Source organism: Photorhabdus viridis (assembly GCF_040256935.1).
GTDB lineage: Bacteria > Pseudomonadota > Gammaproteobacteria > Enterobacterales > Enterobacteriaceae > Photorhabdus > Photorhabdus viridis.
The window spans coordinates 86,536-110,004 of record NZ_JBEJZY010000001.1 but is presented as its reverse complement, the minus strand read 5'-3'; the positions used below and the strand labels follow the sequence as shown (position 1 = coordinate 110,004).

Below are 23,469 nucleotides of genomic sequence, written 5' to 3'. Positions count from 1 at the left end.
CGACAATATGCGACCAATAACATTGTATTTTTACATTTCTTGCGGTCACAATTGATGACAGAGAAAATAATATGTTCGTGTAATTATTAACTTTTCGATAAATAATTCACAGTGAGTGTTTAAGGTGCGCTGAACTTGAGTCTGATAATCTTTTTTATGTTGCAAAATAGCTGATAAATAATATTTTCATATGGTTTATTTTTTTATAAACTTCTTATGGAATTAAATAATGAATAGTATTTTTTATTTATCTTGTGTTAATGATAAAAATAAAATTTTTATCATGTTTCTTGGTGCTTAAAATATTAATGCAGAAAAAATAATGTTTATTGAATTATTAAGTTTACATTACTAAATAATGATATTAATGAAGGAGATATTATATGTCTTATGTAACAAACATTAAAAATATTGTGAATGGAACTACCAATAAAATTGTTATTTTGAATGGTGAAAAAAATAATGAGCGTATTGAAATTTTAAGTGGCTTGAGTTGGCAAGGGGATTTATGGGTCCCATGGATTGGTCATCAAGGCGAGGATTGGAAGGCAATTAAGATATTTGTAGAAGGTGGATATGATGTCATTTACCTTTACCAAGATTACCATCATCCTGCTCATAAAAGTGCAATTAAGTATAGTGTCGGTGGACTGGTTTATGGTTTTGCAAAGGAAATCCCGGGAAATAATCGAGGTGGAGGAGATAAAGTCTTATTTATCTCTATTGTATTATCTCAAGAGAATGGACTCCCTATTGTTGGGCTTGAAATGGCATAATTAAGGGATAATCTGTCAGTTTGAGAAAGAGGTGGGCTTAGCTGGATTTGGGATAATATTTCCTAGCTAAGTCCACTTTATTCTATTTTTTGCTGATTGTGTTTTCCAGACTCATCTTTTCAGACAAAATTTATCCCGGCAGATCCCAGGCCCAGTAAGTTGATTTTCAACTGATCACCGGCATTAACCGGTACCATTGCGGCAAGGGAACCTGAGAGAATAATTTCTCCCTGGAGTAGTGTCGTATCCAGCATTCCCAGCATATTCGCCAACCAGGCAACGGCGTTAGCCGGATGCCCTAGTACGGCGGCACCTATGCCAGTATCAATCAGTTTTCCGTTCTTTTTCAGTGTCATAGTAACGGAAGACAAATCAATTTCTGATGGCAGGCGGGTACCGTTGCCAATGACAAATAAACCTGATGAGGCATTATCAGCAACGGTATCCGTGATTTTTATTTTCCAATCACGAATACGTGAATCGACAATTTCGATACAGGGCACGACATAATCTGTTGCTTGCAGTACATCTTTTGCAGTAATACCTGGACCGCGCAAGTTGTGTTTCAAGATAAAGCCAATTTCACCTTCAGCCTTTGGAGCAATTAACTGTTTAATAGGCACAGTGGCGTTATTTTCGTAATACATATCTGAGGTGAGAATGCCAAAGTCTGGCTGATCTACGTCTAATATATCCATCACTGCCTGGCTGGTAATGCCAATTTTCTTACCGACAATTCGTTCATTGGTTGTTTCCAGACGGAGGGAAATGACTTTTTGCTGGATAAGATAAGCATCGTGTAGTGTCAGTTTTGGATATTCATCAGAAATCGGAGTGATAGCCTGATTATTCCGCCATGATTGAAACAATTTTTCGCCAAGATAGTTTATTACGTTATTCATTGGTTGTTGCTCCTGATCAGGCGACAAAAGTGATATTCCAGGAGGAATATCACTCGTCTGTAAGCGACATTATTTGTTGCCGTTTAGCAGAAAATCGATATGAATTCGATTGAACGTGTCTGGATCCTCATATTGAGGCCAGTGACCACATTTTTCCATCACGACAAAACGGCTGTTTTTGATAAGTCCGGCAAGCTTCTGGCCCACGGAAACCGCGGCAGTTGGATCATGAGTTGTCCATAGCACCAGAGTTTCGGCCCGAATCTTTGCCAGCTCATCTTCGGTCAGAAGATTACGCAGGCGGGTATCCATGTCTTGCAGGCACATAATGTTTTCCATTGCAGGTAACATCTCTGGCTGACGATAAATTGCAAAGCGGGATTCAACCAGGTCTTCTGTCACCATAGCAGGATCTTCCATCAGGAATTCAAGGCGTTTGCGGGTAGCTTCCAGATCCGGGTTTTTCACTGCATTCAGGCTCAGAGTGCGTAAGCGTTCCATCACATTTGGATCGGCAATCATACCTCCTGCGGTATTCAGCACCAGACGGTGAATATATCGCGGATATTTTGCCGCAAAGCGGGCGGCGACCCATCCACCTAAAGATTCACCGGAAAGGTGAATTTTCTTCAGATTTAATGTTTCGATAAAATCCCGCAAGTGTTCTGCATAATCGATAATTTCATAAGAGCGGACCGGCTTATCCGTGAAACCATGTCCTAACATATCAATTGCCAGTACGCGAAAATGTGCAGCATGAGGCAGAACATTTCGCATATAGGCTTCCAGATGACCACCAATACCGTGCAAGAAAATCAGGGTTTCAGGGCCTCTGCCAGCTTCAAGTACGCGGGTTTTTATCCCTTTTACATCAATATGGTATAAATGAACTTCACCACCAGCAATTGCTGACCAAAGCGATCGTAACTCAGGTTGTACAGGTTTATATTGACGGTTTGTTGTTGACATAATAATATTTTCCTTACTTGTTTCAGGTTAATTTAATGTTAATATAACGATAGCGAGCAATATTAACTAATACTTAATACGTCTAATCTGAAATGTAAAAACGATAATGCTTACTTTCTATAGATATTTATTCTCAACAATATCTATTAAATGTGATAATAATTCTGATGTATAGTCTTTTCGCCATGCCATTATTAACTCTATTGTCGGTGAGTATCCTGATAATGGCCGACAAACAACAGCATCTGTCATGATACTGGTAATATAGAATGGTACTATTGCACATCCTAAATTCAGGCTAACCATGTTTAAAATTAATAACATATTGTTAGCTGTTTGAATGATGTTCGGAGAGACATTATGTTCAGCAAAATAATTTTCTATAATCTGTTGTAATATACCGGACTGTGTTGGATCAGGAATAATAAAGTTCTCACCATGCAAGTCGTCGACTGAAATTTTCTCACAATACCGTAGTCTATGATTAGCTGGCATCAGTACTACCAATGGTTCATTAAGAATAACTTTAAAATCAATATAATCACTCTTTATTGGCGAGCGCATGAAAGCAACATCAATGTCACCTTGTAGTAATTTCTCTTCTTGCCCTGGATTAAATAAACTAATAAGTTCTACTTTAGCTTCAGGATGAGAAAGTCGAAATACTGGGATAACTTCAGGTAATACCTTAACTTCTGCTGATGGGACAAATCCAATGGTAAGCACAATTTGTTCTTGTGCTGCTTTGCGTGCCATTTTTTTTGCTTTTTCCGCATTATCAAGAATAATCCTAGCCTGTTGGAAGAAAACTTCCCCGGCTTTGGTTAAAGAGACTCTGCGTTTATTTCTTTCTAATAATGTAGATCCAATATAGTCTTCTAAATCTTTTATTTGCTGGCTTAATGAAGGTTGCGCGGTATGCAATTTTTTTGCGGCTCTAGTAAAGTTTAATTCTTCTGCTACTGCAATAAAGTATCGTAAGTGTCTTAATTCCATTGCCGTTTCCTCTACATATCGAAAAAAAGTCTCAATTTAAACAAACAATGTATTTCACAAATTATTAATCTATTAATAGCATTCATTTTGCATGTTGGCAAAAAGTCAACTTTTCTTTTACATGAGGATCAATAATATGACATTGAGCAAAAACTCAGAGATTTACCGCCTGATTGATGCCCGAGCCGGTCGTGTAACTCCTCAGATTTATATTGACCCCGGGCTCTATCAATTAGAGCTCGAAAGAATATTTGGCCGTTGTTGGCTCTTTTTGGCTCATCACAGTCAAATCCCGCGTCCGGGAGATTTTTTTAATACTTATATGGGAGAGGACAGTGTTGTTGTTGTCCGGCAGAAAGATGGTTCCGTTAAAGCTTTTCTAAATCAATGTCGTCACCGTTCAATGCGGGTTTGTTACGCGGATAGTGGTAATACCCGTGCGTTTACTTGTCCTTACCACGGTTGGTCATACGGTGTTGATGGGCGATTAGTTGACGTCCCATTGGAGTCGTGCGCCTATCCACACGGGCTTTGCAAAGAGAAATGGGGACTTCAGGAAGTGCCGTGTGTGGAAAGTTATAAGGGGTTGATTTTCGGTAACTGGGATACGACAGCCCCCTCCTTGATTGATTATCTTGGTGATATGGCTTGGTATCTTGATGGCGTACTTGACCGTCGCGAGGGAGGAACAGAAGTTATCGGCGGTGTGCAAAAGTGGGTCATCAACTGTAACTGGAAATTACCTGCTGAACAGTTTGCCGGTGATCAATACCACGCTTTATTTAGTCATGCCTCTGCTGTACAGGTTTTAGCTGTAAAGGAGGGCGACAATAAAAAAGCGTTGGGTGCCGATCAGACTTCCCGGCCGGTCTGGGAAACGGCAAAGGATGCGGTGCAATTTGCTCAAAATGGTCACGGTAGTGGATTTTTCCTGACTGAAAAACCTGATGCCAATGTCTGGGTTGATGGCGCCGTCGCCCGTTACTACCGTGAAACCTACGCCGAAGCAGAGCAGCGCCTGGGGAAAGTCAGGGCGCTGCGTCTTGCAGGTCACAATAATATTTTCCCAACACTCTCCTGGCTTAACGGTACAGCAACGATGCGAGTATGGCATCCACGCGGACCAGACCAGGTGGAAGTATGGGCATTTTGCATTGCAGATAAAGCGGCTTCTCCAGAGGTAAAAGAGGCTTTTGAAAATAGTGCAACCCGAGCATTTGGTCCGGCAGGTTTTCTCGAGCAGGATGATTCAGAAAATTGGGTGGAAATCCAGAAGGTACTCAGAGGCTACAAAGCCCGTAACAGCCCGTTGTGTATGGAAATGAGGCTGGGACAAGAAAGAGTGCGGGATGATGGTATTCCAGGCGTGACCAACTATGTTTTTTCCGAAACCGTTGCCCGTGGCATGTATCAACGTTGGGCTGACTTACTGACCAGTGAAACCTGGGATGAGATAGAGGAAAAAAGCCGGGCTTATCAGCAGGAGTTGGTCAAATGAAAGAATTAATCGTCAATCAGGAAAAGCGAGTATCGCCAGAGCTGCATTATGAAATAAGTCAGTTTTTGTATTACGAAGTAGCGTTACTGGATGACTGGAAATTTCGTGACTGGCTTGAGCTGTTATCAGAAGATCTTAGTTATACCATGCGCACCATTGTTAATGCCCAAACCCGCGACCGCCGCAAAAGTATCCAGCCTCCAACCACTTGGTTATTCAATGATAATAAATTTCAGCTTGAACGCCGGATTGCCCGGTTAGAAACCGGTATGGCTTGGGCAGAAGAGCCGCCATCCCGCACTCGTCATCTACTAACGAACCTAGTGATTACTGAAACAGATTTGCCAGACCAATTTCATGTTCAGTCCAATTATCTGCTGTACCGCTCACAAAAAGAGAAAGATGAAGCTTTTTATGTCGGTAAGCGGCTGGATTGTGTTCGCCGCAATCTGAATACGGGTAGTTGTCTGGTTTGCAGACGTGAAATTACTTTGGATCAGGCCGTCTTAACTTTCCATAACTTGAGTGTCTTATTCTGATGAGCCGGTTATTTGCATGTACTGTTGAAGAATTGCCCGATGGAGAAGCACGTAAGGTGGAATACACACCGGATATTGCGTTGTTTCACTATAACGGCGAATTCTTTGCTGTTGGTGACCGGTGCAGTCACGGTAATGCTTCTATATCCGAAGGGTATCTGGAAGACAATGCGACAGTTGAGTGTCCACTGCATACGGCCAGTTTTTGTCTTAGAACCGGGAAGGCGCTTTGTCTTCCTGCGACAGATCCATTGAAGACATATCCTGTTGTTGTTGAAGATGGAAAAATTTATATCACTGTTTCGGAGGAGCAATAATGAGTTGGATTAAAGATCAAGTCATTTTATTAACAGGTGGTGGCTCCGGTTTAGGTTTGGCTTTAGTAGAACGTTTCATTGCGGAAGGCGCCAAAGTTGGCGTATTAGAGTTATCTGCGGAAAAAGCGACAGCTCTGGCCCATTGTTTTGGCAAAGATATCTGTGTTATTCAGGGGAATGTCACCTCTTTTGCAGACAATGAGCGGGCAGTTGCTGAAACTGTCCGGTATTTTGGTAAATTGGATTGCTTTGTCGGTAATGCCGGGCTTTGGGATCACAAAACCAGCCTGCTTGACGCGTCAGCAGAACAGATTGACAAAGGATTTGATGAACTGATGGGTGTTAACCTGAAAGGGTACATTCTGGGGGCTAAAGCGGCATTACCTGCGTTAACAGCATCAGAAGGCAGCATGATTTTTACGTTGTCGGGTTCATCATGGTTTTCTGGCGGCGGCGGTGTATTGTATACCGCCAGCAAGCATGGCGCCGTTGGGATGGTACGCCAGTTGGCGTATGAACTGGCGCCGGTTATCAGAGTGAATGGTGTCGCACCGTGTGGTATGCCGAGTGATCTCCGTGGCCCGGCCACATTATCCCAGCAGGATAAATGCATCACAGACAGTCTGCCTCTGGAAAGTATTGGCGCAGCTTTACCTTTGCAATTCACGCCTCAGCCGGAAGATTTCACCGGCCCATATGTCATGCTAGCTTCCCGTGCAAACAACCGTACCTTAACCGGTGTCATGATAACGGCTGACGCTGGATTAAGTATTCGCGGAGTTCGCCGGATCACTGCGGGTGTCATGTCACCGAATAAAAAGGGGAATTCAGATGACCATTAAATTGATCTGTACTTCACATACACCTTTGATGGATTTTTGTTCTCCACCTGGAACGACAGAAAAGCACGTTCGGCAGGTTTTTCAACAATTGGCTGAACAAGTGAAAGAATATGATCCAGAATTGATAGTGATTTTCGCACCTGACCATTTTAATGGTTTTTTTTATGACCTGATGCCGGCATTTTGTGTTGGGGTCAGAGCGAATGCCGTGGGGGACTGGGATATTGGCAACGGTCCACTCAATGTTCCTGAAAACACCGCGAAGGATCTCATTTCTGCTTTATACGACACTGGTATTGATGTAGCCCAATCCTGGCGTATGCAGGCTGATCATGGTTTTGTTCAACCATTGATGTTGCTTTGCCAGGATTTACAGCGCTATCCAACTATCCCAGTCTTTATTAACTGTGCAGCCAGTCCATTACCGACATGTTGCCGTACCGTTGCGCTTGGTCGTGCGATTGGACAATTCTTGTTTAAAACAGATCAGCGGGTATTGTTGTTGGGTTCTGGTGGTTTATCACATGATCCACCGATATCGCAGATTGGACAGGTTTCGCCGGAAGTTGAAGAGGGCTTGATTGCCGGGAGAAACCCGACACAAGAAGTGCGTCAAAGACGGCAAAGCCGGGTAATTGCGGTTGGAGAATCGTTGGCGCGTGGTGAAAATGTCGTTGCTCCATTGAACCCTCTGTGGGATGAAGAACTGCTGAGTATTTTTTGCAGTGGCGATATACGGCGTCTTTCTTCATTAACAAATGGCGGGATCGCTATTCAGGGTGGTAAGGGTGGGCAGGAAATCCGCTGCTGGATTGCCGCTTTTGCCGCGCTTTCTGTTTATGGTGAATATAAAGCCCAACGGCACTATTACCAACCTATTAAGGAATGGCTGGCTGGAATGGCAATGGTCAGTGCTCAACCTGTGAATCAGATAGGAGCGTAATATGCGGGATCAGACTTTTATTATTGTCGGAGCAGGACAAGCGGGGGCAATGGCCGCCGCAACTTTAAGGCAGCAACAGTTTGATGGCGATATTGTTTTAATTGGCAAAGAATATCATGCACCTTATGAGCGGCCTATTTTATCAAAAGAGTATTTAATGAACCCGGAAGAAGAACCGAAGTATTTGTTCTCCGAAGATTTCTATCTGAAAAACCGGATAGATTTACGCATGGGTCAGCCGGTCAGTCGTATTATTCCCGCAGGGCATTGTGTCGTTTTGGAAAATGGCGATAAGTTCAGGTATGACAAACTCCTGCTCACCATGGGCGCAAGAGCCAGACGGTTTCCGCTGCTCGATCGGCTGGGTGAAAATATTTACACCCTGAGAACATTGGATGATGCGCAACGTTTACGCCAGGCGGTGAAAAAAGGTAAACGGGTTTTGATTGTCGGCGGGGGTGTTATTGGTCTGGAGCTGGCGGCAACCTCCTGTGAAATGGGCGCGAATGTGACGGTTATTGAACAGGCGGATAACATCATGGGGCGTTGCGCGCCTCCGTTGTTGCAGGATTATCTTTTAAATCGCCATCAGGAAAAAGGGGTGCAATTTTTCCTTGATACCAAGATTGTTTCCGCACAAAGGCGAGGGCATGAGTTAGTTCTTATGCTGAACACCGGAGAAAAAGCGATCGGAGATATTATTATTTATGGTATCGGTGCGGAATTCAGGGACAGACTTGCTGCTGATGCCGGTTTGGTTACTAATGGTGGTATCGTCATTGATAACTGTTGTCAGACGTCTGAACCGGATATTTTTGCTGCCGGGGATGTTTGCCTTCAGAGAGAGCCTTTAACGGGGGATCTCCAGCGTCGTGAAACTTGGGAAAATGCTAACCGCCAGGCAACTATCGCTGCACATGCAATGATGGGATTGGAGCCCCCACAGCCGGGTGCTCCGTGGTTCTGGACAGATCAGTGGGGCATTAATATCCAGATGGTCGGCAAAATGCAGGCTGAGAAATGGCATATTCAAGGTGACTTGCAATCAGATAAAGCTGTTTTGTTGGGTACAGAAAATGAAATCTTAGTGGGCGCTGTTGCGATTAATCAGGGAAGGGAAATGCGGAATTTACGGAAATTACTGGCTAATTCAACGGTGGCTTCGGTGTAAGCGTACAAACTCCAAGTTCTAATGGCAACGTTCAAATATCTTATCCAGCTTGCTACAATCATGGTATGCATGGTATGCAAAGCTGGATACTCTTTTTCGGACTCCGTGGGCAGAAAGGAAACTCAGTCCGAATTGTGCAATTAAATTTATGAATCGGACTGAGTTTTTATTAGTGGTTCAAAGCACTACAATTTTTGACTTCAAATTGCAGAGAAACAGCAGATGATTATTTAATGTTCGATAATATAAAGATCTTTCGATGATACAAAACCTAGCGGGCTGATATAATATCCACCAATATAAGGTTTTACTAGTCTGGCGCTGACATAGTAATAAATAGGAATTGATGGCACATCACTTGTAAGAATATCTTGTGCTTGCTGAAAATATTTCATATCGTTTGTTGTTTTGGCCTTTTGCATCAGATCATCGTAAATATCATTACTATATAATGAAGTATTATTAGAGCTGTTAGTCACAAAATTATTTAAAAAAGAGGCTGGATGATCGTAATCAGCTATCCACGCATGTCTCACCAAATCAAAATTATTTTGATGCATTGTATCTAACATTGTTTTCCATTCTTGATTTTGTAAGACAGCATCCGCGCCCAGATTTTTCTTCCACATTGAGGAAACTGCGATAGCAATTCTTTTGTGATCCTCTGATGTATTGTAAAGAAGATTGAATTTCAATGGATTATTTCTGTTATAACCGGCTTCCTTCAATAACTGTCTGGCTTTTTCAATCCTTTTTGCCAGCGGCAATGATGCATAATCAGGTTGTTTTAAATTCATTCCTCCGGTATTCGGTGGAGTATTATTATAAGCGGCTTTTTGACCTTGACCTAACACCTTATCTGAGATGATGGTTTTATCTAAAGCCAAATTTAATGCCTGTCTGACTCTGATATCATTAAAAGGCGCTTTTTGGGTATTAAATTCGTAATAATAAACACCTAATTTAGGTGAAATGTGAACTTGGCTACCTAACTTAGTTTTTAAGGAGTTAAATGAAACTGATGGGATACTTTTTGTTATGTCTATTTCCCCTGCTAAATAACGGTTCACCACCGCTGTATCTGATGTGACGGCAAGATAGGTGATTTTATTAATAACGGTATGTGCATTATCCCAATATTGTGGATTTCTGATACCAATGACTTTCTCATTGACGATCCATTCAGCCAGTTTAAACGGGCCACTACCGACAAACACATTCGGTTGAGTCCATTTCTCACCATATTTTTCAACCGCTTTTTGACTGATAGGCACCATAACCGGATGTGCCGCCATCTGTAAGAAATAGGATAGCGGCTGCTCTAATGTCACTTCTACTGTCATATCATCCAGTGCTTTGACACCTAATGTATCGGTTTTTTTCTTTCCGGCAAGAATATCTTTGGCATTGGTTATATACATGTTTTCAATATAGCTGCCATATGGAGATGCCATTTGAGGATCAATTAAACGCCGCCAACTAAAAACCACATCATGGGCAGTAATAGGAGAACCATCAGACCATTTTATTCCTTTTCTTAAATGAAATAGCCAGACTTTATTATCTTTGGTCTCCCAACTGACGGCTAAATCGGGATTCAACTTACCATCAATGCCTGTGTCAATTAATCCACTAAAGAAATCATGAATAATATCAAATTCAACATCGCTTTCAACTTTATGGACATCAAGAGACGCAGGTTCTGAACCATTATGAAGAACAATATCCTGATTAATCGCCAATTGTGTACCAGGTGGAATAATTGCTGCATGAGATAATGTTAAGCTTCCAAATATAATTCCTGTGAATAAAGATATATTCTTTATTGTCTTTTTCATCGTGTTTTCTCCAATAAGACTTCGTTTTTTAATATTGATATTGCAAATTGAGCAATATCTGATATTGGCTCTATTGTAAATAATCCTGCCGTGGAATAGCCTGCTGAATCTTTTCTTCCCGGAGGCAGACCAGATTAAATCCGTTGGTTTGCTTATATTACCCAGTCGGTAAAATCTGAAATCCTCGATCCTTCTCACAGATTGGCATATTTCCCTGAACAAAAGTATAGAAAGTTATATCTATGTATATAATCATAATTTTGTTTTTACTTTTTTATTACAAAATTATCAGTGATGTAACCATTGAATATATTAAATCATAAGTTATATTTTATGTTATCCCATCCATCAGGAGGTAACCATGGCGGTACCCATGCTCAGGCATTTCATTAATGGTCAGTATGTTGAATCTAAAGATTCCGAATATTTTGATTTGGTAAGCCCGGTCACTGGTGAAGTCTATATGCGTTCTCCTAACGCGACTGTGGAAGATGTTGATGAAGCTTATGCCGCAGCTAAAGAGGCGTTCAAGATCTGGGGGCGCAGCACACCATCAGCACGTCAGCGGGCGTTGCTGGCATTAGCCGATGCGGTGGAAAAAAACGCTGAATGTCTGATCGAAGCGCAAAGCCGCAATACGGGGCAGCTCAAACATCTGATTGCTTCCGAGGAAGTTGCGACGTCAGTGGATCATATTCGTTTCTTCGCCGGCGCCGCCCGTTTTCTGGAAGGAAAAGCTACTGCTGAATATCTTCCTGATATGACGACCAGCATCCGGCGTGAACCACTGGGCGTGGTGGGGCAAGTTACTCCGTGGAACTACCCGCTGATGATGGCAGTATGGAAGATAGCGCCTGCGCTGGCAGCGGGCAATACTGTGGTACTCAAACCGAGCGATACCACGCCGGAAAGTACTCTGTTGCTGGCTGAACTGGCCGCTCCGTTCTTCCCGGCAGGTGCATTCAACGTGGTGTTGGGTAATGCCAGCGCAGGCGCTCTGGTCGTTTCACACAAGACGCCCGCTATGGTTTCCATCACTGGTTCCGTGCGTGCAGGTTTGCAGGTTGCCTCTTCGGCGGCGGCTAATCTCACCAGAGCACATTTGGAGCTAGGCGGCAAAGCGCCGGTGGTTGTTTTCGCCGATGCAGATATGGACAAAGCGGTGGAAACCATTGCGACCGCAGGGTACTTCAACGCGGGTCAGGATTGTACGTCAGCTTCGCGTGTGCTGGTGCATGAATCTGTTTACGATACCTTCGTCGCCAAACTGGTGGCGGCAGCTAAAGCCACCCGCTTTGGCTATCCGGAAGATGAAGAGGCGCTGTATGGGCCGCTCAATAATGTTCGTCAGCTGGAGCAGGTCAAAGGGTTCATTGCGCGTCTGCCCGCTCATGCCCGCATCGAAATAGGAGGCCGTCAGGCCGAACGTTCGGGTTATTACTTTGAACCTACGGTCATTACCGGTCTGGAACAGCATGACGAAGCAATCCAGGCCGAGATTTTCGGCCCGGTCATCACGGTGCAGAAGTTCTGCGATGAACAGGATGCTATAGAGAAAGCTAACGACGTGAAATACGGATTGGCTTCCAGTGTCTGGACTCGCGACCATGGCCGTGCGTTGCGTCTGTCACGTGAACTCGATTCCGGTACCGTCTGGATTAACACCCATATTCCTCTTACGGCGGAGGCCCCGCATGGCGGTTTCAAAAGCTCAGGATATGGTAAAGATCTATCAGTTTATGGCTTTGATGAATATACGCGTATCAAACATGTGATGAGTTCCAACGACTGACATAGGACATCCGTAATGATTCAGAATAGATCTCCGCGCGACTTGGTGTCGCGTGCGCACTACGAGCTGTTTACTGACCGTGATGTAGGGGCGCTTGAGCGTTATTTTGCGCCGCATTTCATCGAACATTCCCCGTTGGTCAAAGATGGTCTTGCCGGATTGAGTGAGCTGGTCCGGACACATCCTGAACTGCATCACGAAACGTATCGTGTATTGCAAGATGGTGATTTGGTTGCCATTCATGGTCGTTTTACGGGATTAGACGACCGGCCGCTGGTCGGTTTCGATCTATACCGGGTTGCCGACGGCTTAATCGTAGAGCACTGGGACGGTCTGATGCCGCAGGCTGCACCCAACGCCAGTGCCCGAACTCAGTTAGACGGCCCGACTGAAACAGGTCATGGTCATGACCGGGAGAAGAATCGCGAGCTGGTGGTTAACTTTTTTACACGTACCCTAATCGAGGGTTACTACGAAGAGTTTGGGAACTACACCAATGGTGAATTGTTTCGCCAGCACAGCCCCGATATTCCCGATGGTACGGCGGCGGTTATCTCGTTTCTTAAGCAACTCAGGGATGAAGGGCAGGATCTGTATTACGCTAAAATTCACCGTACGGTAGCCGATGGGCAATTTGTTCTGACCCATTCGGAGGGGAGTATCGCCGGAGCGCGTCACAGCTTCTTCGAGCTATGGCGCATTGAGAACGGCAAAGTGGCTGAACTTTGGGATGCTGTTACCCCGATACCGGAGGATGAGAAAGCGCTGCATCGCCACGGTATTTTTTAGCAAAAACCGCTGTAAATCCTCGTCGAATGCGAACGGGGAGAACCGAATCACATCGGGCGTCTGCCTGTTGAAGCCCGCTATTTCAGATTGCTGAGGAGTTTTCATTTATGACTGAATCTATGTTAGCGAAAGGTCTGGCGGGTGGTTTGCCGCTGGCGGCTGTAACGGGACGTGCAGAGTTGATGGACGCTGTAGTGGTTGGTGGTCTGGGGGGAACCTATGGTGGTAACAAAATAACGTTTTTGACGAAGCGCTCAATATTCTGGAGTCTGTGCTGCTCGATCTGACTGAACAGTAGGTAGAACCTGCTGCCTCACAAGAGGGGACAACAATGCACTGGTATTTAAATGTATTAAAAAACTATGCATGCTTCAGGGGTCGAGCCGAACGTAAGGAGTTCTGGTATTTTGTTCTGTTCCAGATCTTGGCTGTATTTATTATCTCTTTCCTTGAAAGCTACTTTGCCGTTGCCAATCCTGAAATTTATATGGGCTGGTTCAGCGCTGTCTATCTGCTGCTCACATTTTTGCCCGCGCTAGCAGTGAATGCCCGTCGCCTGCATGACATCAATTGCAGCGCTTGGTGGTTACTGCTGCATCTCATACCGTTTATCGGCACTGTTATCCTGCTGATTCTAGCCGGTCTGAAAGGGAGCGCCGGCGGCAATAAATACAGCTCAGAGAGCCGGATTCATTCACAGTGAAACGCTCCGGACCAGGCCAGCGGGTGATTTCAAGATCATGAAAGGAGTGCTGAAATGACAATGAACAGAAGAGATTTTATCTCTACCGCCGCGACGCTCGCGGGGGTCGGAGTGCTTTCATCCGTACTTCCCAACTTATCCCTGCTCGCCCGGACCTTAACCACGGCCGATGCTCCTGCCATCAATGTTGATAAGCTCCGGCCGATACTATTGGAGGATGCGCAGCATAGAGCCAGCCGGTTGGGGTTGGATCCGCGTATCTGGAATTGGCATAAAGAGGCTGCTGTTGACGCCATGCCAGCCAACTATTATGAAGCTTCTTTGGCTGACTGGTCAGCTTTTGGAAGCCTGCCTGGAGACCAGAACTGCGAGGTTGTGGTCATCGGTGGTGGGTTGCTGGGCGCTTCCACGGCATTGCATCTTGCTGAAGCGGGCGTGGACGTGATTCTGGTTGAAAAGGATAATATTGGTTCAGGCGCTTCTGGCCGCAACGGGGGACAGATGACCCCCGGGCTTGCGCGCTGGGAAGCTGAAACCATGCTGGAGAAATTTTCATCCGATGAGGCTAAACGCTTGTGGCGTTTTGCATCGGTTGAAGCGATGAATCTCGTGGATGAACTCCGTGAGCGTTACAGTTTCGAATGTGACCGCAAATATGGTCATATTACTGTTGCGGTGCACGCAGGCCACATGGGGCCGCTGGTGGCTAATGCCGATGCTCGGCGCCGGATGGGAGATACGGCGATGACGGTTATCGGACCGTACGAGTTGAAGGAAGAGTATGTGCGTTCTGGCATCTACCATGGAGCAAATATCGACAGTATCGGCGGGCAAGTCCAGCCTCTGGCGCTGTTGCGTGGCTTGGTTTATGGTTTCGCCAGACTGGGTGGGCGAATCTATGACAGTACCAAAGTGAAGAGTATCAGACAGGATGCTGGCGGCACAGTCGTAGAAACTGAGCGGGGGGCTATCAAGGCGAGCAAAGCCGTGGTTCTGGGTGTACATGTCTCAACGGGGGAGTTTATCTCCAGCCCTTCCACTACGGTGCCTTTTTTCACCTACGTGGCGGTAACGCCGCCGTTGCCAGTAGATGTAAAAGAGCTGATCCCATCAGATCTGCCGGTCTACGATACACAGTTACAGATCGACTACTATCGTGCGGTGCGTAACAATCGCCTGCTGTTCGGTGGCCAGGGTACTGGCAACTCCTGGTCACCGCGTGATGTGAACAACTATTTGCTTGAGCGTATCAGAACCGTGTTCCCGCAGCTGGAAAAAAACGAACTGGAATATTCCTGGGGCGGGATCAGTGATCTGACCCTGAACGGCGCCATCGACGCCCGCAAGAGCGGCGACAGCGTACCCGTGTATATGGTACATGGCTGGAGCGGCCATGGAGTGGCGCAGACGGTGCGCATTGGCAAAGCGATCAGCGATGATTTTACCGGACGTAACGACGACTTTACTATGCTTACCCGCATTGACCACGCGAGCATCCCGCTGGGTTCCTATCTCTCTCCGGTAGCCATTCCGTTGGCTAAGGGTATTCTGGGAGTGATAAGCACGTTTAATCCGGCAGAGATGGTTTCGTTCTGAGCTAAGGTAGGCATCAAGCGCTAACTGGCATTGCTGGACAATCAGTTTCTGATGAATATGTTATTTCTGGCTATGCCAGCACGGGCACTTGCCGAACACGCCTTCGCCTGATGGGTCGTTATGTCAAAGCACTTTCGGTGACAGCGTCCTTTGAAACCAGCTCGTGGATCACATCAAAATAATAAAATCTTGTGTACATACAGGATGTCAGTTGATGATTTGCTTATTTTGCGATGCCTAAAAACAAGGCCAAACAGCGATCTACCTGCTGCATCGTCGCGTAATCCAGTTTACCAAATACTGCTCCGGCTTTTTCTTTCGGGAGAGTCATTGCCTTATCAATCATGACCTGTGATAGTTTTTCAAGATTTGTTTCAAGGAAAGGTCTCCTCGCTTCACTCCCAGTCTCCTGAATCAGCCAATTCATTCATCGCACCTTCTAATAGTGCATCTGTTTCCTTGTCTTGCATTGCTGTAGCCAGATGGCTTTGACGCCGGCACTCTTCTTTAAAATGAGGAAGGCGTGTATCAGGCACCCATATTTGAACGGGCCTTAATCCTGACTTTCTAAGCTGTTGTCTGTGTTTTTTTACACGATCTGCAACCTTATTCATCTTTCATCCTCGTGACATGTAACCATGCTCACAATATAACCAAAAAAACGTTACATGCAACACTTTGTGTGCATCACTTTTTTATTCGCACATGGGGATAATCTTACCGTATATTATTTTAATATTGATATCGATGCTTACAATAATTTTTCGGTAGGTGAATATTTTGCGCTTGTCTTAATTGAATTACACAGTTTTCCAGTTATTTTTTAGGAATGTGGCAATTATGAAGCAATTTGGGTAAATAATTAGCGGCAATCCAATTATGGCTGTATACTGTAAAAAAGAGATAATAAACAAGGTGAGGCTATTTAGCCAAGTAGATTAATTAAGAGATGAGGCGCAATTATGACTAATATTTATATAAACAAATATGCTCCAAATAGTATCGTTGCGAAACTCCCATTGGCATCTGATAAAAAAATAGAAAAATGGAATGCGGAGAATTTGGATTTTCGCATTTGGACCCCGGGATTTATATGGTTGGATGGTCAAAAAATTTCAGAGTTTCACAACTTATTTTGTTTTCCAGGTGTTACAAATCTTTATCTTGCATTCACGTTTAAAGCACAGTTTCTCACTCCATTAAGCTCAACAGCAGAAATGTCAAGGGCGCAGCCAATTCAAGATTGGTTTTTCAATAATGGTGCATATATTGAGAATGGTTTTGATAATTTCGGCATATATTCCTGTGATACGGGGAGTGGAGAATACAGTGTAAATCTCATTGATCCCTGTTTCTATCTTATAAAGAATGGTGAATTGAGTTATAGTGATAAGAATTCCGCTTTCCCAAACCTTGTTCTTCGGGTGAAGAATAAAGTCACTTCAAATTTTCTGGCAAATTTAATTCCTACAGATTTCAAAATTATTATTAATTAGTTTCATTCTATATTGAAACCCTCTCTCGGGTGGCTGACCTGAGTCAATACACCCAAAAGAGGATTCACCTTATAAACTGGTTTCCTTAACTATTTCATTTTCCCTCTCTTTTTCCAGCATAATCAGCAATTCAAGCATACTGATAATATCTTTAGATACTTCGCGGGCCTTGCTATGTGATAAGGCAAGATCAGGGAATTTATTCATGAATGCGCTGATATTTAACTTTCTATTCGGATTGTTGTTCAATGAGGCTATCAACTGGGACAGGCAATCTCTTGCCCGGAGTAAATTTTGCTCCAGATAGGGTAAATATTCTTGATAAGTATGCAGCAATTTTTCTAATTTTTTTGTTTTCAGATTACCACCCGCATGTGGGCCCGGTTTCATGTTAGCCATTGCTCGAAATGTATCTTTTCCTTTGTGATAAATACCACGGGGATCCAGTCCCGCCGCCGCAGTCAAACTCAAAGCTAATTTTGAGCTAACGGGTATTGAACCATATTGCAGCATGGAGCTGAAAGTACCGGCTGTCCAGTTACTAACCCCTTCGGTTATAGCGCTGGTCATCACATCAGGCGTGTTTGCTAGTGCAGTATCCAGCACAAAATCCTGCGCATATTCTTTATTCACATAGGTACGATATAGCTCATGTAGCCTGGGGTAGCCGCTTAATTTATCCTGTAATTTCCCCATTACCTCACGTTCAATATCTTTAGTCGTATTGTTGGCACAAGTCGGATATAGCTGGGTATGAACACCTGTTCTTGACGTAATGGGCTTTGCCAACTCACCACCAAGGCTTCCCGCTGCCGCACTGGCGAGAAAAGAGATAGCAGGACCGCCTGGAGCCGCAGCAGCGCCAGCTAACCCTGCACTTATTGAGGCGGGAACTGAGCGTATCATTGTGTCTTTAATTTCCACCAGTGCATTTCGCCCCATTTTATTCAACAGCTTTTGCGGTGAGCTAAGACGATACAACTGCTTTTGCAGTGCATGTACATTCTGTCCCGCCATGACCATTGATTTATTTAGCATATCAAATTCATATGCCAGTTTTATTTCCTCTTTGGTGAAACCTTCAAATCTGGAGTTTCCCATATTAACTTTTCCTTTAAATAAGAATGATTTTCTTCTGATCAGATAATATTCCCACGTTTTTTAGCGCTTCGTGAAAAAAATAAATAAATTTTTGACAAATCAGATAGTGGAGCGTATTGACTGGCAGGCGAGAATATAACGTAAAATTCCGGTAAACAGAGGGCGACAATAAGGTTAAGCGAATTTCAATCCAAGTAGATAGTAATATTACTGTGGATAGTAATCCGCCATTAATTATGGATAAAATTGTTGCTTTAGATTATTTTGCCTCAGGGAGTTTAGCGAGCTTAATCCCCAGAAATAGGGCTAAAAGGGTGAGAATGGTAATAAATAAAACAACGCCGTTCCAGCCCCATTGCAGCCAGAATATGCCGCCAAAGGTACCCGCTACACTTGAGCCGGCATAATAACAGAAGAGATAGAGAGATGACGCCTGTGCTTTAGCCCGACGAGCACGACGTCCAACCCAACTGCTGGCGACAGCGTGTGCGGCAAAGAAACCGGAAGTGAGTATGACCATCCCAATCATAATCATCACAGTAGAGGGCAGCATGGTAATAAGAGTACCCGTTAGCATCATACTAATCGTCACTATCAGCATTTTCCCTAGTCCATATTGACTTGTTAATCCACCTACTTTAGATGCGCTGTATGTACCAGCCAAATAGATAATGGATAACATACCGACAGTCGATTGACTAAAATGATAGGGTGAGTCTAATAAACGATAACTGATATAATTAAACATCGTAATAAAACCACCCATGAGCAGAAATGCTTCAGAAAATAATAATGGCAACCCTTTATCACGAAAATGTAATCTCAGATTTATCAATAAAGATCTAGGTTTGAGGGAACTTGGCTGAAAACGATGGGATTCAGGTAACATACGACAAAACATAATTGCAGCAATTGAGGCAAATAAGCCTAATACGATGACAGAAACCCGCCATGAGAAATGATCAGTTATCACACCTGATATTAATCGCCCACTCATTCCGCCAATAGAATTACCGCTGATATAAAGTCCCATTGATAAAGCAACAAAATTAGGATGAATTTCCTCACTAAGGTAAGTCATTGCAACGGCGGCTACGCCACTGAGAGATAAGCCAACCAGAGCGCGCGCAATCAGAATTCCATGCCAACTGGTCATAAATGCACTGAGTAAAGTGAAAAATGCAGCGGCAGATAGCGCGGTTACCATAACATTTTTACGGCCAATGGCATCAGACAAAGGGCCGGTTATCAATAACCCCAGCGCCAGCATTCCAGTCGAAAGCGATAAAGATAAGCTGCTGGTGGCCGGAGAAACACCAAAATCTTCCGATAATATAGGTAAAATGGGTTGAACAAAGTAGAGTAGGGCAAATGTTGCTAATCCTATGGTAAAGAGTGACAACGTCACTCTGATATATAAAGGATCTGTTTTCTGAATATAATTTCTCTTAATTTGTTGAGCATCTTGGACAAGATGATTATCGGGAGTTGGATTTTCGCCGATGCTACGGGTGGTGCTCACATGAATTCCTTACTTAACTCATAATAAGTAACTTGCATTTTAATGTAGATCAAGCATATGAATTGCAAAATATTTTGTCTAATATATTAATCATTAATAATGATATTTATTAGATCTCAAAGGTGATTATGGCTATTGAATTACGGCACTTACGTTACTTTGTTGCAGTTGCAGAGGAATTACATTTTGGTCATGCAGCAGAGCGGCTTAATATCTCACAACCTCCGTTAAGCCAACAAATTCAGTCACTTGAAAATAGTATAAACGCACAGTTATTAGAACGTAATAATCGGAATGTGAGATTAACTCCGGCAGGTAACATGTTTCTGGAGGAATCTTATCAGATTCTGGCTCAGGTTGATGCCGCAGCGACAAAAGCCGCAAGAATGCAAAAAGGAGAATTAGGTGAAATATCTATCGGTTTCACCTCTACAACACCTTTTATGCATAAGGTCACTTTGAGTTTACGGCAATTCCGCGAACGATACCCGGAGGTATCTATTCATATGCATCAAATGAATACCAAGCGTCAGATTGCTCCGCTGCTGACTGGACGGTTAGATATTGGCATCATGCGTAATACGCAATTACCGGATAATCTTGAGCATCGGCTATTATTCCGTGAATCTTTTATGCTGGCTGTTTATGATGGACACCCTTTATTAGAATATGCTCCGCAGGGAATAAAGCTCGAAATGTTGGCGGGCCATCCACTGGTATTTTTTGAACGCGAAGTTGGAACTGCTTTGTATGATGAAATCATTACTTTACTTGCCCAGGCAGGTGTGACGCCGATGATTTCACAGGAAGCTGGTGAGGCAATGACTATTCTTGGTCTTGTCTCTGCTGGTCTCGGGATCAGCGTTGTGACTGAATCTTTTACCCGCCTGAAAGTCGATGGCGTTCAGTATATTCCGTTAGCTGATAACCGATCTTTCTCTGAGGTTTGGTTAGTCAATCATAAAAGCCGACCGGTATCAGCTGCAGCAAACAGACTGACAAAACTACTCATATCTAATATTCTGGATGAGAAGCATGAGTAAGAATCAGCTAAATTTCGTGTTTAATATCACATATTGATTGAAAGAATGATACCTTTTGCCTAAAACATCGACATAATTAGCCGACAATTATTTTGAAGTGCAAATTAATTAAAGAGCAAAAGGGTGAGTATGGATGGACAACCGGGTCATATTGATCATATAAAACAGACTAATATTGGTGCTGTTTATCGCTTAATTGATCAATATGGCCCAATTTCCCGTATTGAGCTATCTAAAAAAGCACAACTTGCTCCTGCCAGTATTACTAAGATTGTTCGTGAATTGGTCGATACGCACTTAGTGATGGAAACAGAATTTTTGGATTTGGGATTCAGAGGACGCCCAGCGACCGGACTGAAACTTGATTCTAAAAGCTGGCATTTTTTATGTGTCAGTATTGGCCTAGGGAATTTAATTCTGGGCCTACGTGATCTAAGCAGCAAATTAATTGTTGAAGATGTCTTACCATTACCTGCCAGCAATAAAAAGTCCTTTTTGGACTGTATTACTGATGAAATTGACGCATTTTTCGGCCGTTATCAATCCTGCCTTGAGCGTCTGACAGCCATTAGCATTACGGTAAATGCGATTGTTGATCCGACTAAAGGTTTAATCCGTAATCTTCCTTATTATCAGGTTCAAGAATTGTCAATAGGGGAATATCTGCATCGTCGTACCGGATTACCCGTATTTCTCCAACATGAAATCACAGCCTGGACGATAGCTGAATCATTATATGGCGCAGCGAAAAATTGTAAGAATATTATTCAGATTGTTATTGATGAAAATGTTGGAGTCGGCGTTATCATTGCAGGACAAACATTACATGCAGGCAATGGCAGTGTTATGGAAATAGGGCATATTCAGGTTGAACTTGATGGTGAACGTTGCGATTGCGGGAACCTGGGCTGTTTGGAGACAGTTGCAGGTATCAATCACATTTTATCCAGAGCAAAGCAGCAATTAATAACGGTACCAGATTCTTTACTTAACTGTGAACCACTAACTGTTGGATCATTCTGTCAGGCGGCGAATAAAGGTGATACTCTAGCAATAGATATTATTCGTGATATAGGGGTAAAAATTGGTCATATTGTCGCAATTATGGTGAATTTATTTAACCCGGAAAAAATTCTGATTGGCTCTCCACTTAATGCTTCACAGCAAATTTTATATCCTGTCATTAATGAGTGTATTCAACGACATGCTTTGCCTGCTTATAGTGAACAGGTTAAGTTGGTTGCAACAGAATTCAATAACTCAGGAACATTATCTGCGGTGTCATCAGTTAAAAAGGCTTTATATGATGGTTCATTATTAGTCAATTTAATGAAAGGATAGTAGATCTGATAAACGTTCTCTGGTAGTAATATTTGCTTTATATAAATTTTTTGTTACTCAATTTACGAAATAATTAAACAAAACATTGAGCTAACGCAATCTCCCTTATAGCCGTACCCTCTAAACTTAAGTGCTCATTAACCGGATTTTATCCGTCATTATGGAAAACAGAATTTATGTTAACTCGCCTATTTGTTACGGGGACAGATACCAATATAGGTAAAACAGTTGTTACCCGTGCCTTATTACAAGCTTTTAATCGTGACGGAGCAACGGCCGTAGGTTATAAACCTATAGCCACCGAAGGGTATGAAACAGAAGAAGGAATGCGTAATCGAGATGGTATAATTTTGCAAAAATCCTCTCCCGTTCAATTTAAATATGAAGAAATTAACCCCGTTATCTGGAAAAATAGTTACTGTGAAGAAAACCAGGTTGATTTCGATCAGATGAAACAAGGATTAAATAATCTTAGCAATAAGGCAGATTGTGTTATTATTGAAGGTAACGACGGTTGGCGTGTGTTGCTGAATGATGAAACTTTTTATTTTGATTGGGTGATTCGGGAAAAAATTCCAGTCATTTTGGTAGTAGGCATTCAACCTGGCTGTGTAAATCACTCAATTTTAACCGCGCAGGCGATCATAAATGATGGGTTGCAATTAATTGGGTGGGTAGCAAATAGAGTTAATCCAGGTATATCTCATTATGCGAAAATTATGGATAGGTTACGTTGTTATATTAATGCACCACAGTTAGGTGAAATTCCTTATATTTTACGTCCGGAAGAAAAAGATCTATCCTGCTATCTGGATATTTCCACTCTATTAAAACAAGTTGCAAAATAATCATGGGCTGACATACCCGCCTGACTGGTGAGATTAACAGGTGATGGCTGGTTAAATAAAGGTCGAAGAAGTACAGATTCGACCTTTATTTAGGTTGGAAAGTATTTGCGTAATATTTTCTCTGAATTCCGCGCATCCCCAGAAAAACAATAAGGGTTTATTTTGTGACTGACGACGGGGTTGTAGATTGACTCCCTTGCCGGGTATACATAATCTTTTTGGTATTATTTTCACAATGACCAACGATCTTACTACCGGCTTGTTCGGTTTGGTCATTAGGAATAATTTCCAATTTAAAGCTAGATTCCGGCACACCATTATGGATAATTTTCTGCACAATCTGTTCTTTTACGCTTTCGCATGAAGCTTGTGCAGCAAGCGTAAATGGAGACACAGTAACGATCAACGCACTGAATAAAAGTGCTTTTTTCATCTTCATTATTATCA

General features: G+C 43.2%; 24 protein-coding genes and 1 pseudogene. 16 read left to right on the top strand and 9 right to left on the bottom strand.

Annotation, left to right across the window (positions count from 1 at the left end):
• Positions 1–383 precede the first annotated feature (383 nt).
• A complete protein-coding gene (locus tag ABR397_RS00500; protein ID WP_350303994.1) occupies positions 384–776 on the top strand; it encodes a hypothetical protein in 393 nt (130 codons plus the stop codon).
• 119 nt (positions 777–895) lie between these two features.
• Here the strand turns inward: ABR397_RS00500 and ABR397_RS00495 are convergent, their stop codons facing one another.
• The 3 genes from ABR397_RS00495 to hcaR all read right to left on the bottom strand — a co-directional run bounded on the left by ABR397_RS00495 (position 896) and on the right by hcaR (position 3,643).
• Complete coding sequence (locus ABR397_RS00495; RefSeq protein WP_350303993.1) at positions 896–1,678, bottom strand: fumarylacetoacetate hydrolase family protein; 783 nt, start codon at positions 1,676–1,678, stop codon at positions 896–898.
• Positions 1,679–1,747: 69 nt separating this feature from the next.
• Positions 1,748–2,647: an alpha/beta fold hydrolase gene (locus ABR397_RS00490; protein ID WP_350303992.1), complete on the bottom strand. Its 900-nt coding sequence runs from the start codon at positions 2,645–2,647 to the stop codon at positions 1,748–1,750.
• Between the two features lie 117 nt (positions 2,648–2,764).
• Positions 2,765–3,643: a DNA-binding transcriptional regulator HcaR gene (gene hcaR / locus ABR397_RS00485; RefSeq protein WP_350303991.1), complete on the bottom strand. Its 879-nt coding sequence runs from the start codon at positions 3,641–3,643 to the stop codon at positions 2,765–2,767.
• A 136-nt stretch (positions 3,644–3,779) separates the two neighbouring features.
• Between hcaR and hcaE the strand changes: the two genes are divergently transcribed.
• From hcaE to hcaD, 6 genes are read left to right on the top strand one after another with little or no spacing between them, the layout of a single operon-like run.
• On the top strand, positions 3,780–5,141 hold the full coding sequence (gene hcaE, locus ABR397_RS00480; RefSeq protein WP_350303990.1) for a 3-phenylpropionate/cinnamic acid dioxygenase subunit alpha: 1,362 nt from the start codon (positions 3,780–3,782) through the stop codon (positions 5,139–5,141).
• Entirely contained in the window at positions 5,138–5,680 is a 543-nt protein-coding gene (gene hcaF, locus ABR397_RS00475; protein WP_350303989.1) for a 3-phenylpropionate/cinnamic acid dioxygenase subunit beta, read from the top strand. The genes hcaE and hcaF overlap by 4 nt, the downstream gene beginning before the upstream one ends.
• Positions 5,680–5,997 (top strand): 3-phenylpropionate/cinnamic acid dioxygenase ferredoxin subunit, encoded by a 318-nt coding sequence (gene hcaC, locus ABR397_RS00470; RefSeq protein ID WP_350303988.1) that lies wholly within the window; start codon positions 5,680–5,682, stop codon positions 5,995–5,997. The genes hcaF and hcaC overlap by 1 nt, the downstream gene beginning before the upstream one ends.
• Positions 5,997–6,839 carry a 3-phenylpropionate-dihydrodiol/cinnamic acid-dihydrodiol dehydrogenase gene (gene hcaB, locus ABR397_RS00465; RefSeq protein WP_350303987.1) on the top strand — a complete coding sequence of 281 codons (843 nt, stop codon included), beginning with the start codon at positions 5,997–5,999 and terminating at the stop codon, positions 6,837–6,839. The genes hcaC and hcaB overlap by 1 nt, the downstream gene beginning before the upstream one ends.
• Positions 6,829–7,782 (top strand): 3-carboxyethylcatechol 2,3-dioxygenase, encoded by a 954-nt coding sequence (locus ABR397_RS00460; RefSeq protein WP_350303986.1) that lies wholly within the window; start codon positions 6,829–6,831, stop codon positions 7,780–7,782. The genes hcaB and ABR397_RS00460 overlap by 11 nt, the downstream gene beginning before the upstream one ends.
• A gap of 1 nt (position 7,783) precedes the next feature.
• Positions 7,784–8,953, top strand: a complete 1,170-nt coding sequence (gene hcaD / locus ABR397_RS00455) for a phenylpropionate dioxygenase ferredoxin reductase subunit (RefSeq protein ID WP_350303985.1) — start codon at positions 7,784–7,786, stop codon at positions 8,951–8,953.
• A 230-nt stretch (positions 8,954–9,183) separates the two neighbouring features.
• On the opposite strand, the gene ABR397_RS00450 is transcribed toward hcaD, so the two are convergent.
• Complete coding sequence (locus ABR397_RS00450) at positions 9,184–10,791, bottom strand: ABC transporter substrate-binding protein (protein WP_350303984.1); 1,608 nt, start codon at positions 10,789–10,791, stop codon at positions 9,184–9,186.
• A 361-nt stretch (positions 10,792–11,152) separates the two neighbouring features.
• Here ABR397_RS00450 and ABR397_RS00445 point away from each other — a divergent pair, with 361 nt between their 5' ends.
• The 5 genes and pseudogenes from ABR397_RS00445 (at position 11,153) to ABR397_RS00425 (ending at position 15,671) form a co-directional block, all read left to right on the top strand.
• On the top strand, positions 11,153–12,583 hold the full coding sequence (locus ABR397_RS00445; protein WP_350303983.1) for a gamma-aminobutyraldehyde dehydrogenase: 1,431 nt from the start codon (positions 11,153–11,155) through the stop codon (positions 12,581–12,583).
• Positions 12,584–12,598: 15 nt separating this feature from the next.
• Positions 12,599–13,372 carry a nuclear transport factor 2 family protein gene (locus ABR397_RS00440; protein ID WP_350303982.1) on the top strand — a complete coding sequence of 258 codons (774 nt, stop codon included), beginning with the start codon at positions 12,599–12,601 and terminating at the stop codon, positions 13,370–13,372.
• A 125-nt stretch (positions 13,373–13,497) separates the two neighbouring features.
• A pseudogene (locus ABR397_RS00435) lies at positions 13,498–13,608 on the top strand (aminotransferase class III-fold pyridoxal phosphate-dependent enzyme); the annotation flags it as partial.
• 95 nt (positions 13,609–13,703) lie between these two features.
• On the top strand, positions 13,704–14,075 hold the full coding sequence (locus ABR397_RS00430; RefSeq protein WP_350303981.1) for a DUF805 domain-containing protein: 372 nt from the start codon (positions 13,704–13,706) through the stop codon (positions 14,073–14,075).
• A 54-nt stretch (positions 14,076–14,129) separates the two neighbouring features.
• Complete coding sequence (locus tag ABR397_RS00425; RefSeq protein WP_350303980.1) at positions 14,130–15,671, top strand: NAD(P)/FAD-dependent oxidoreductase; 1,542 nt, start codon at positions 14,130–14,132, stop codon at positions 15,669–15,671.
• A 223-nt stretch (positions 15,672–15,894) separates the two neighbouring features.
• Here the strand turns inward: ABR397_RS00425 and ABR397_RS00420 are convergent, their stop codons facing one another.
• Together ABR397_RS00420 and ABR397_RS00415 are read right to left on the bottom strand one after the other, a co-directional pair.
• Complete coding sequence (locus tag ABR397_RS00420; protein WP_350303979.1) at positions 15,895–16,098, bottom strand: type II toxin-antitoxin system PemK/MazF family toxin; 204 nt, start codon at positions 16,096–16,098, stop codon at positions 15,895–15,897.
• On the bottom strand, positions 16,067–16,285 hold the full coding sequence (locus ABR397_RS00415; RefSeq protein WP_350303978.1) for an antitoxin MazE family protein: 219 nt from the start codon (positions 16,283–16,285) through the stop codon (positions 16,067–16,069). The genes ABR397_RS00420 and ABR397_RS00415 overlap by 32 nt, the downstream gene beginning before the upstream one ends.
• A 348-nt stretch (positions 16,286–16,633) precedes the next feature.
• On the opposite strand from ABR397_RS00415, the gene ABR397_RS00410 reads away from it, so the two are divergent.
• Complete coding sequence (locus ABR397_RS00410; RefSeq protein WP_350303977.1) at positions 16,634–17,167, top strand: hypothetical protein; 534 nt, start codon at positions 16,634–16,636, stop codon at positions 17,165–17,167.
• A gap of 69 nt (positions 17,168–17,236) precedes the next feature.
• Here ABR397_RS00410 and ABR397_RS00405 read toward each other — a convergent pair whose 3' ends face one another.
• Both ABR397_RS00405 and ABR397_RS00400 read right to left on the bottom strand, forming a co-directional pair.
• Entirely contained in the window at positions 17,237–18,268 is a 1,032-nt protein-coding gene (locus tag ABR397_RS00405; RefSeq protein WP_350303976.1) for a hypothetical protein, read from the bottom strand.
• Between the two features lie 259 nt (positions 18,269–18,527).
• Positions 18,528–19,772 (bottom strand): MFS transporter, encoded by a 1,245-nt coding sequence (locus ABR397_RS00400; protein WP_407072844.1) that lies wholly within the window; start codon positions 19,770–19,772, stop codon positions 18,528–18,530.
• A gap of 146 nt (positions 19,773–19,918) precedes the next feature.
• Here ABR397_RS00400 and ABR397_RS00395 point away from each other — a divergent pair, with 146 nt between their 5' ends.
• From ABR397_RS00395 to bioD, 3 genes are all read left to right on the top strand, one after another.
• Complete coding sequence (locus tag ABR397_RS00395) at positions 19,919–20,833, top strand: LysR family transcriptional regulator (RefSeq protein ID WP_350303975.1); 915 nt, start codon at positions 19,919–19,921, stop codon at positions 20,831–20,833.
• Positions 20,834–20,956: 123 nt separating this feature from the next.
• Positions 20,957–22,174, top strand: a complete 1,218-nt coding sequence (mlc, locus tag ABR397_RS00390) for a sugar metabolism global transcriptional regulator Mlc (protein ID WP_350303974.1) — start codon at positions 20,957–20,959, stop codon at positions 22,172–22,174.
• Between the two features lie 176 nt (positions 22,175–22,350).
• The gene (gene bioD / locus ABR397_RS00385) at positions 22,351–23,022 is read left to right on the top strand and encodes a dethiobiotin synthase (protein WP_350303973.1); all 672 of its coding nucleotides are present in this window, start codon (positions 22,351–22,353) and stop codon (positions 23,020–23,022) included.
• 157 nt (positions 23,023–23,179) lie between these two features.
• Here the strand turns inward: bioD and ABR397_RS00380 are convergent, their stop codons facing one another.
• The gene (locus ABR397_RS00380; RefSeq protein WP_350304063.1) at positions 23,180–23,455 is read right to left on the bottom strand and encodes a DUF1161 domain-containing protein; all 276 of its coding nucleotides are present in this window, start codon (positions 23,453–23,455) and stop codon (positions 23,180–23,182) included.
• Positions 23,456–23,469 lie beyond the last annotated feature (14 nt).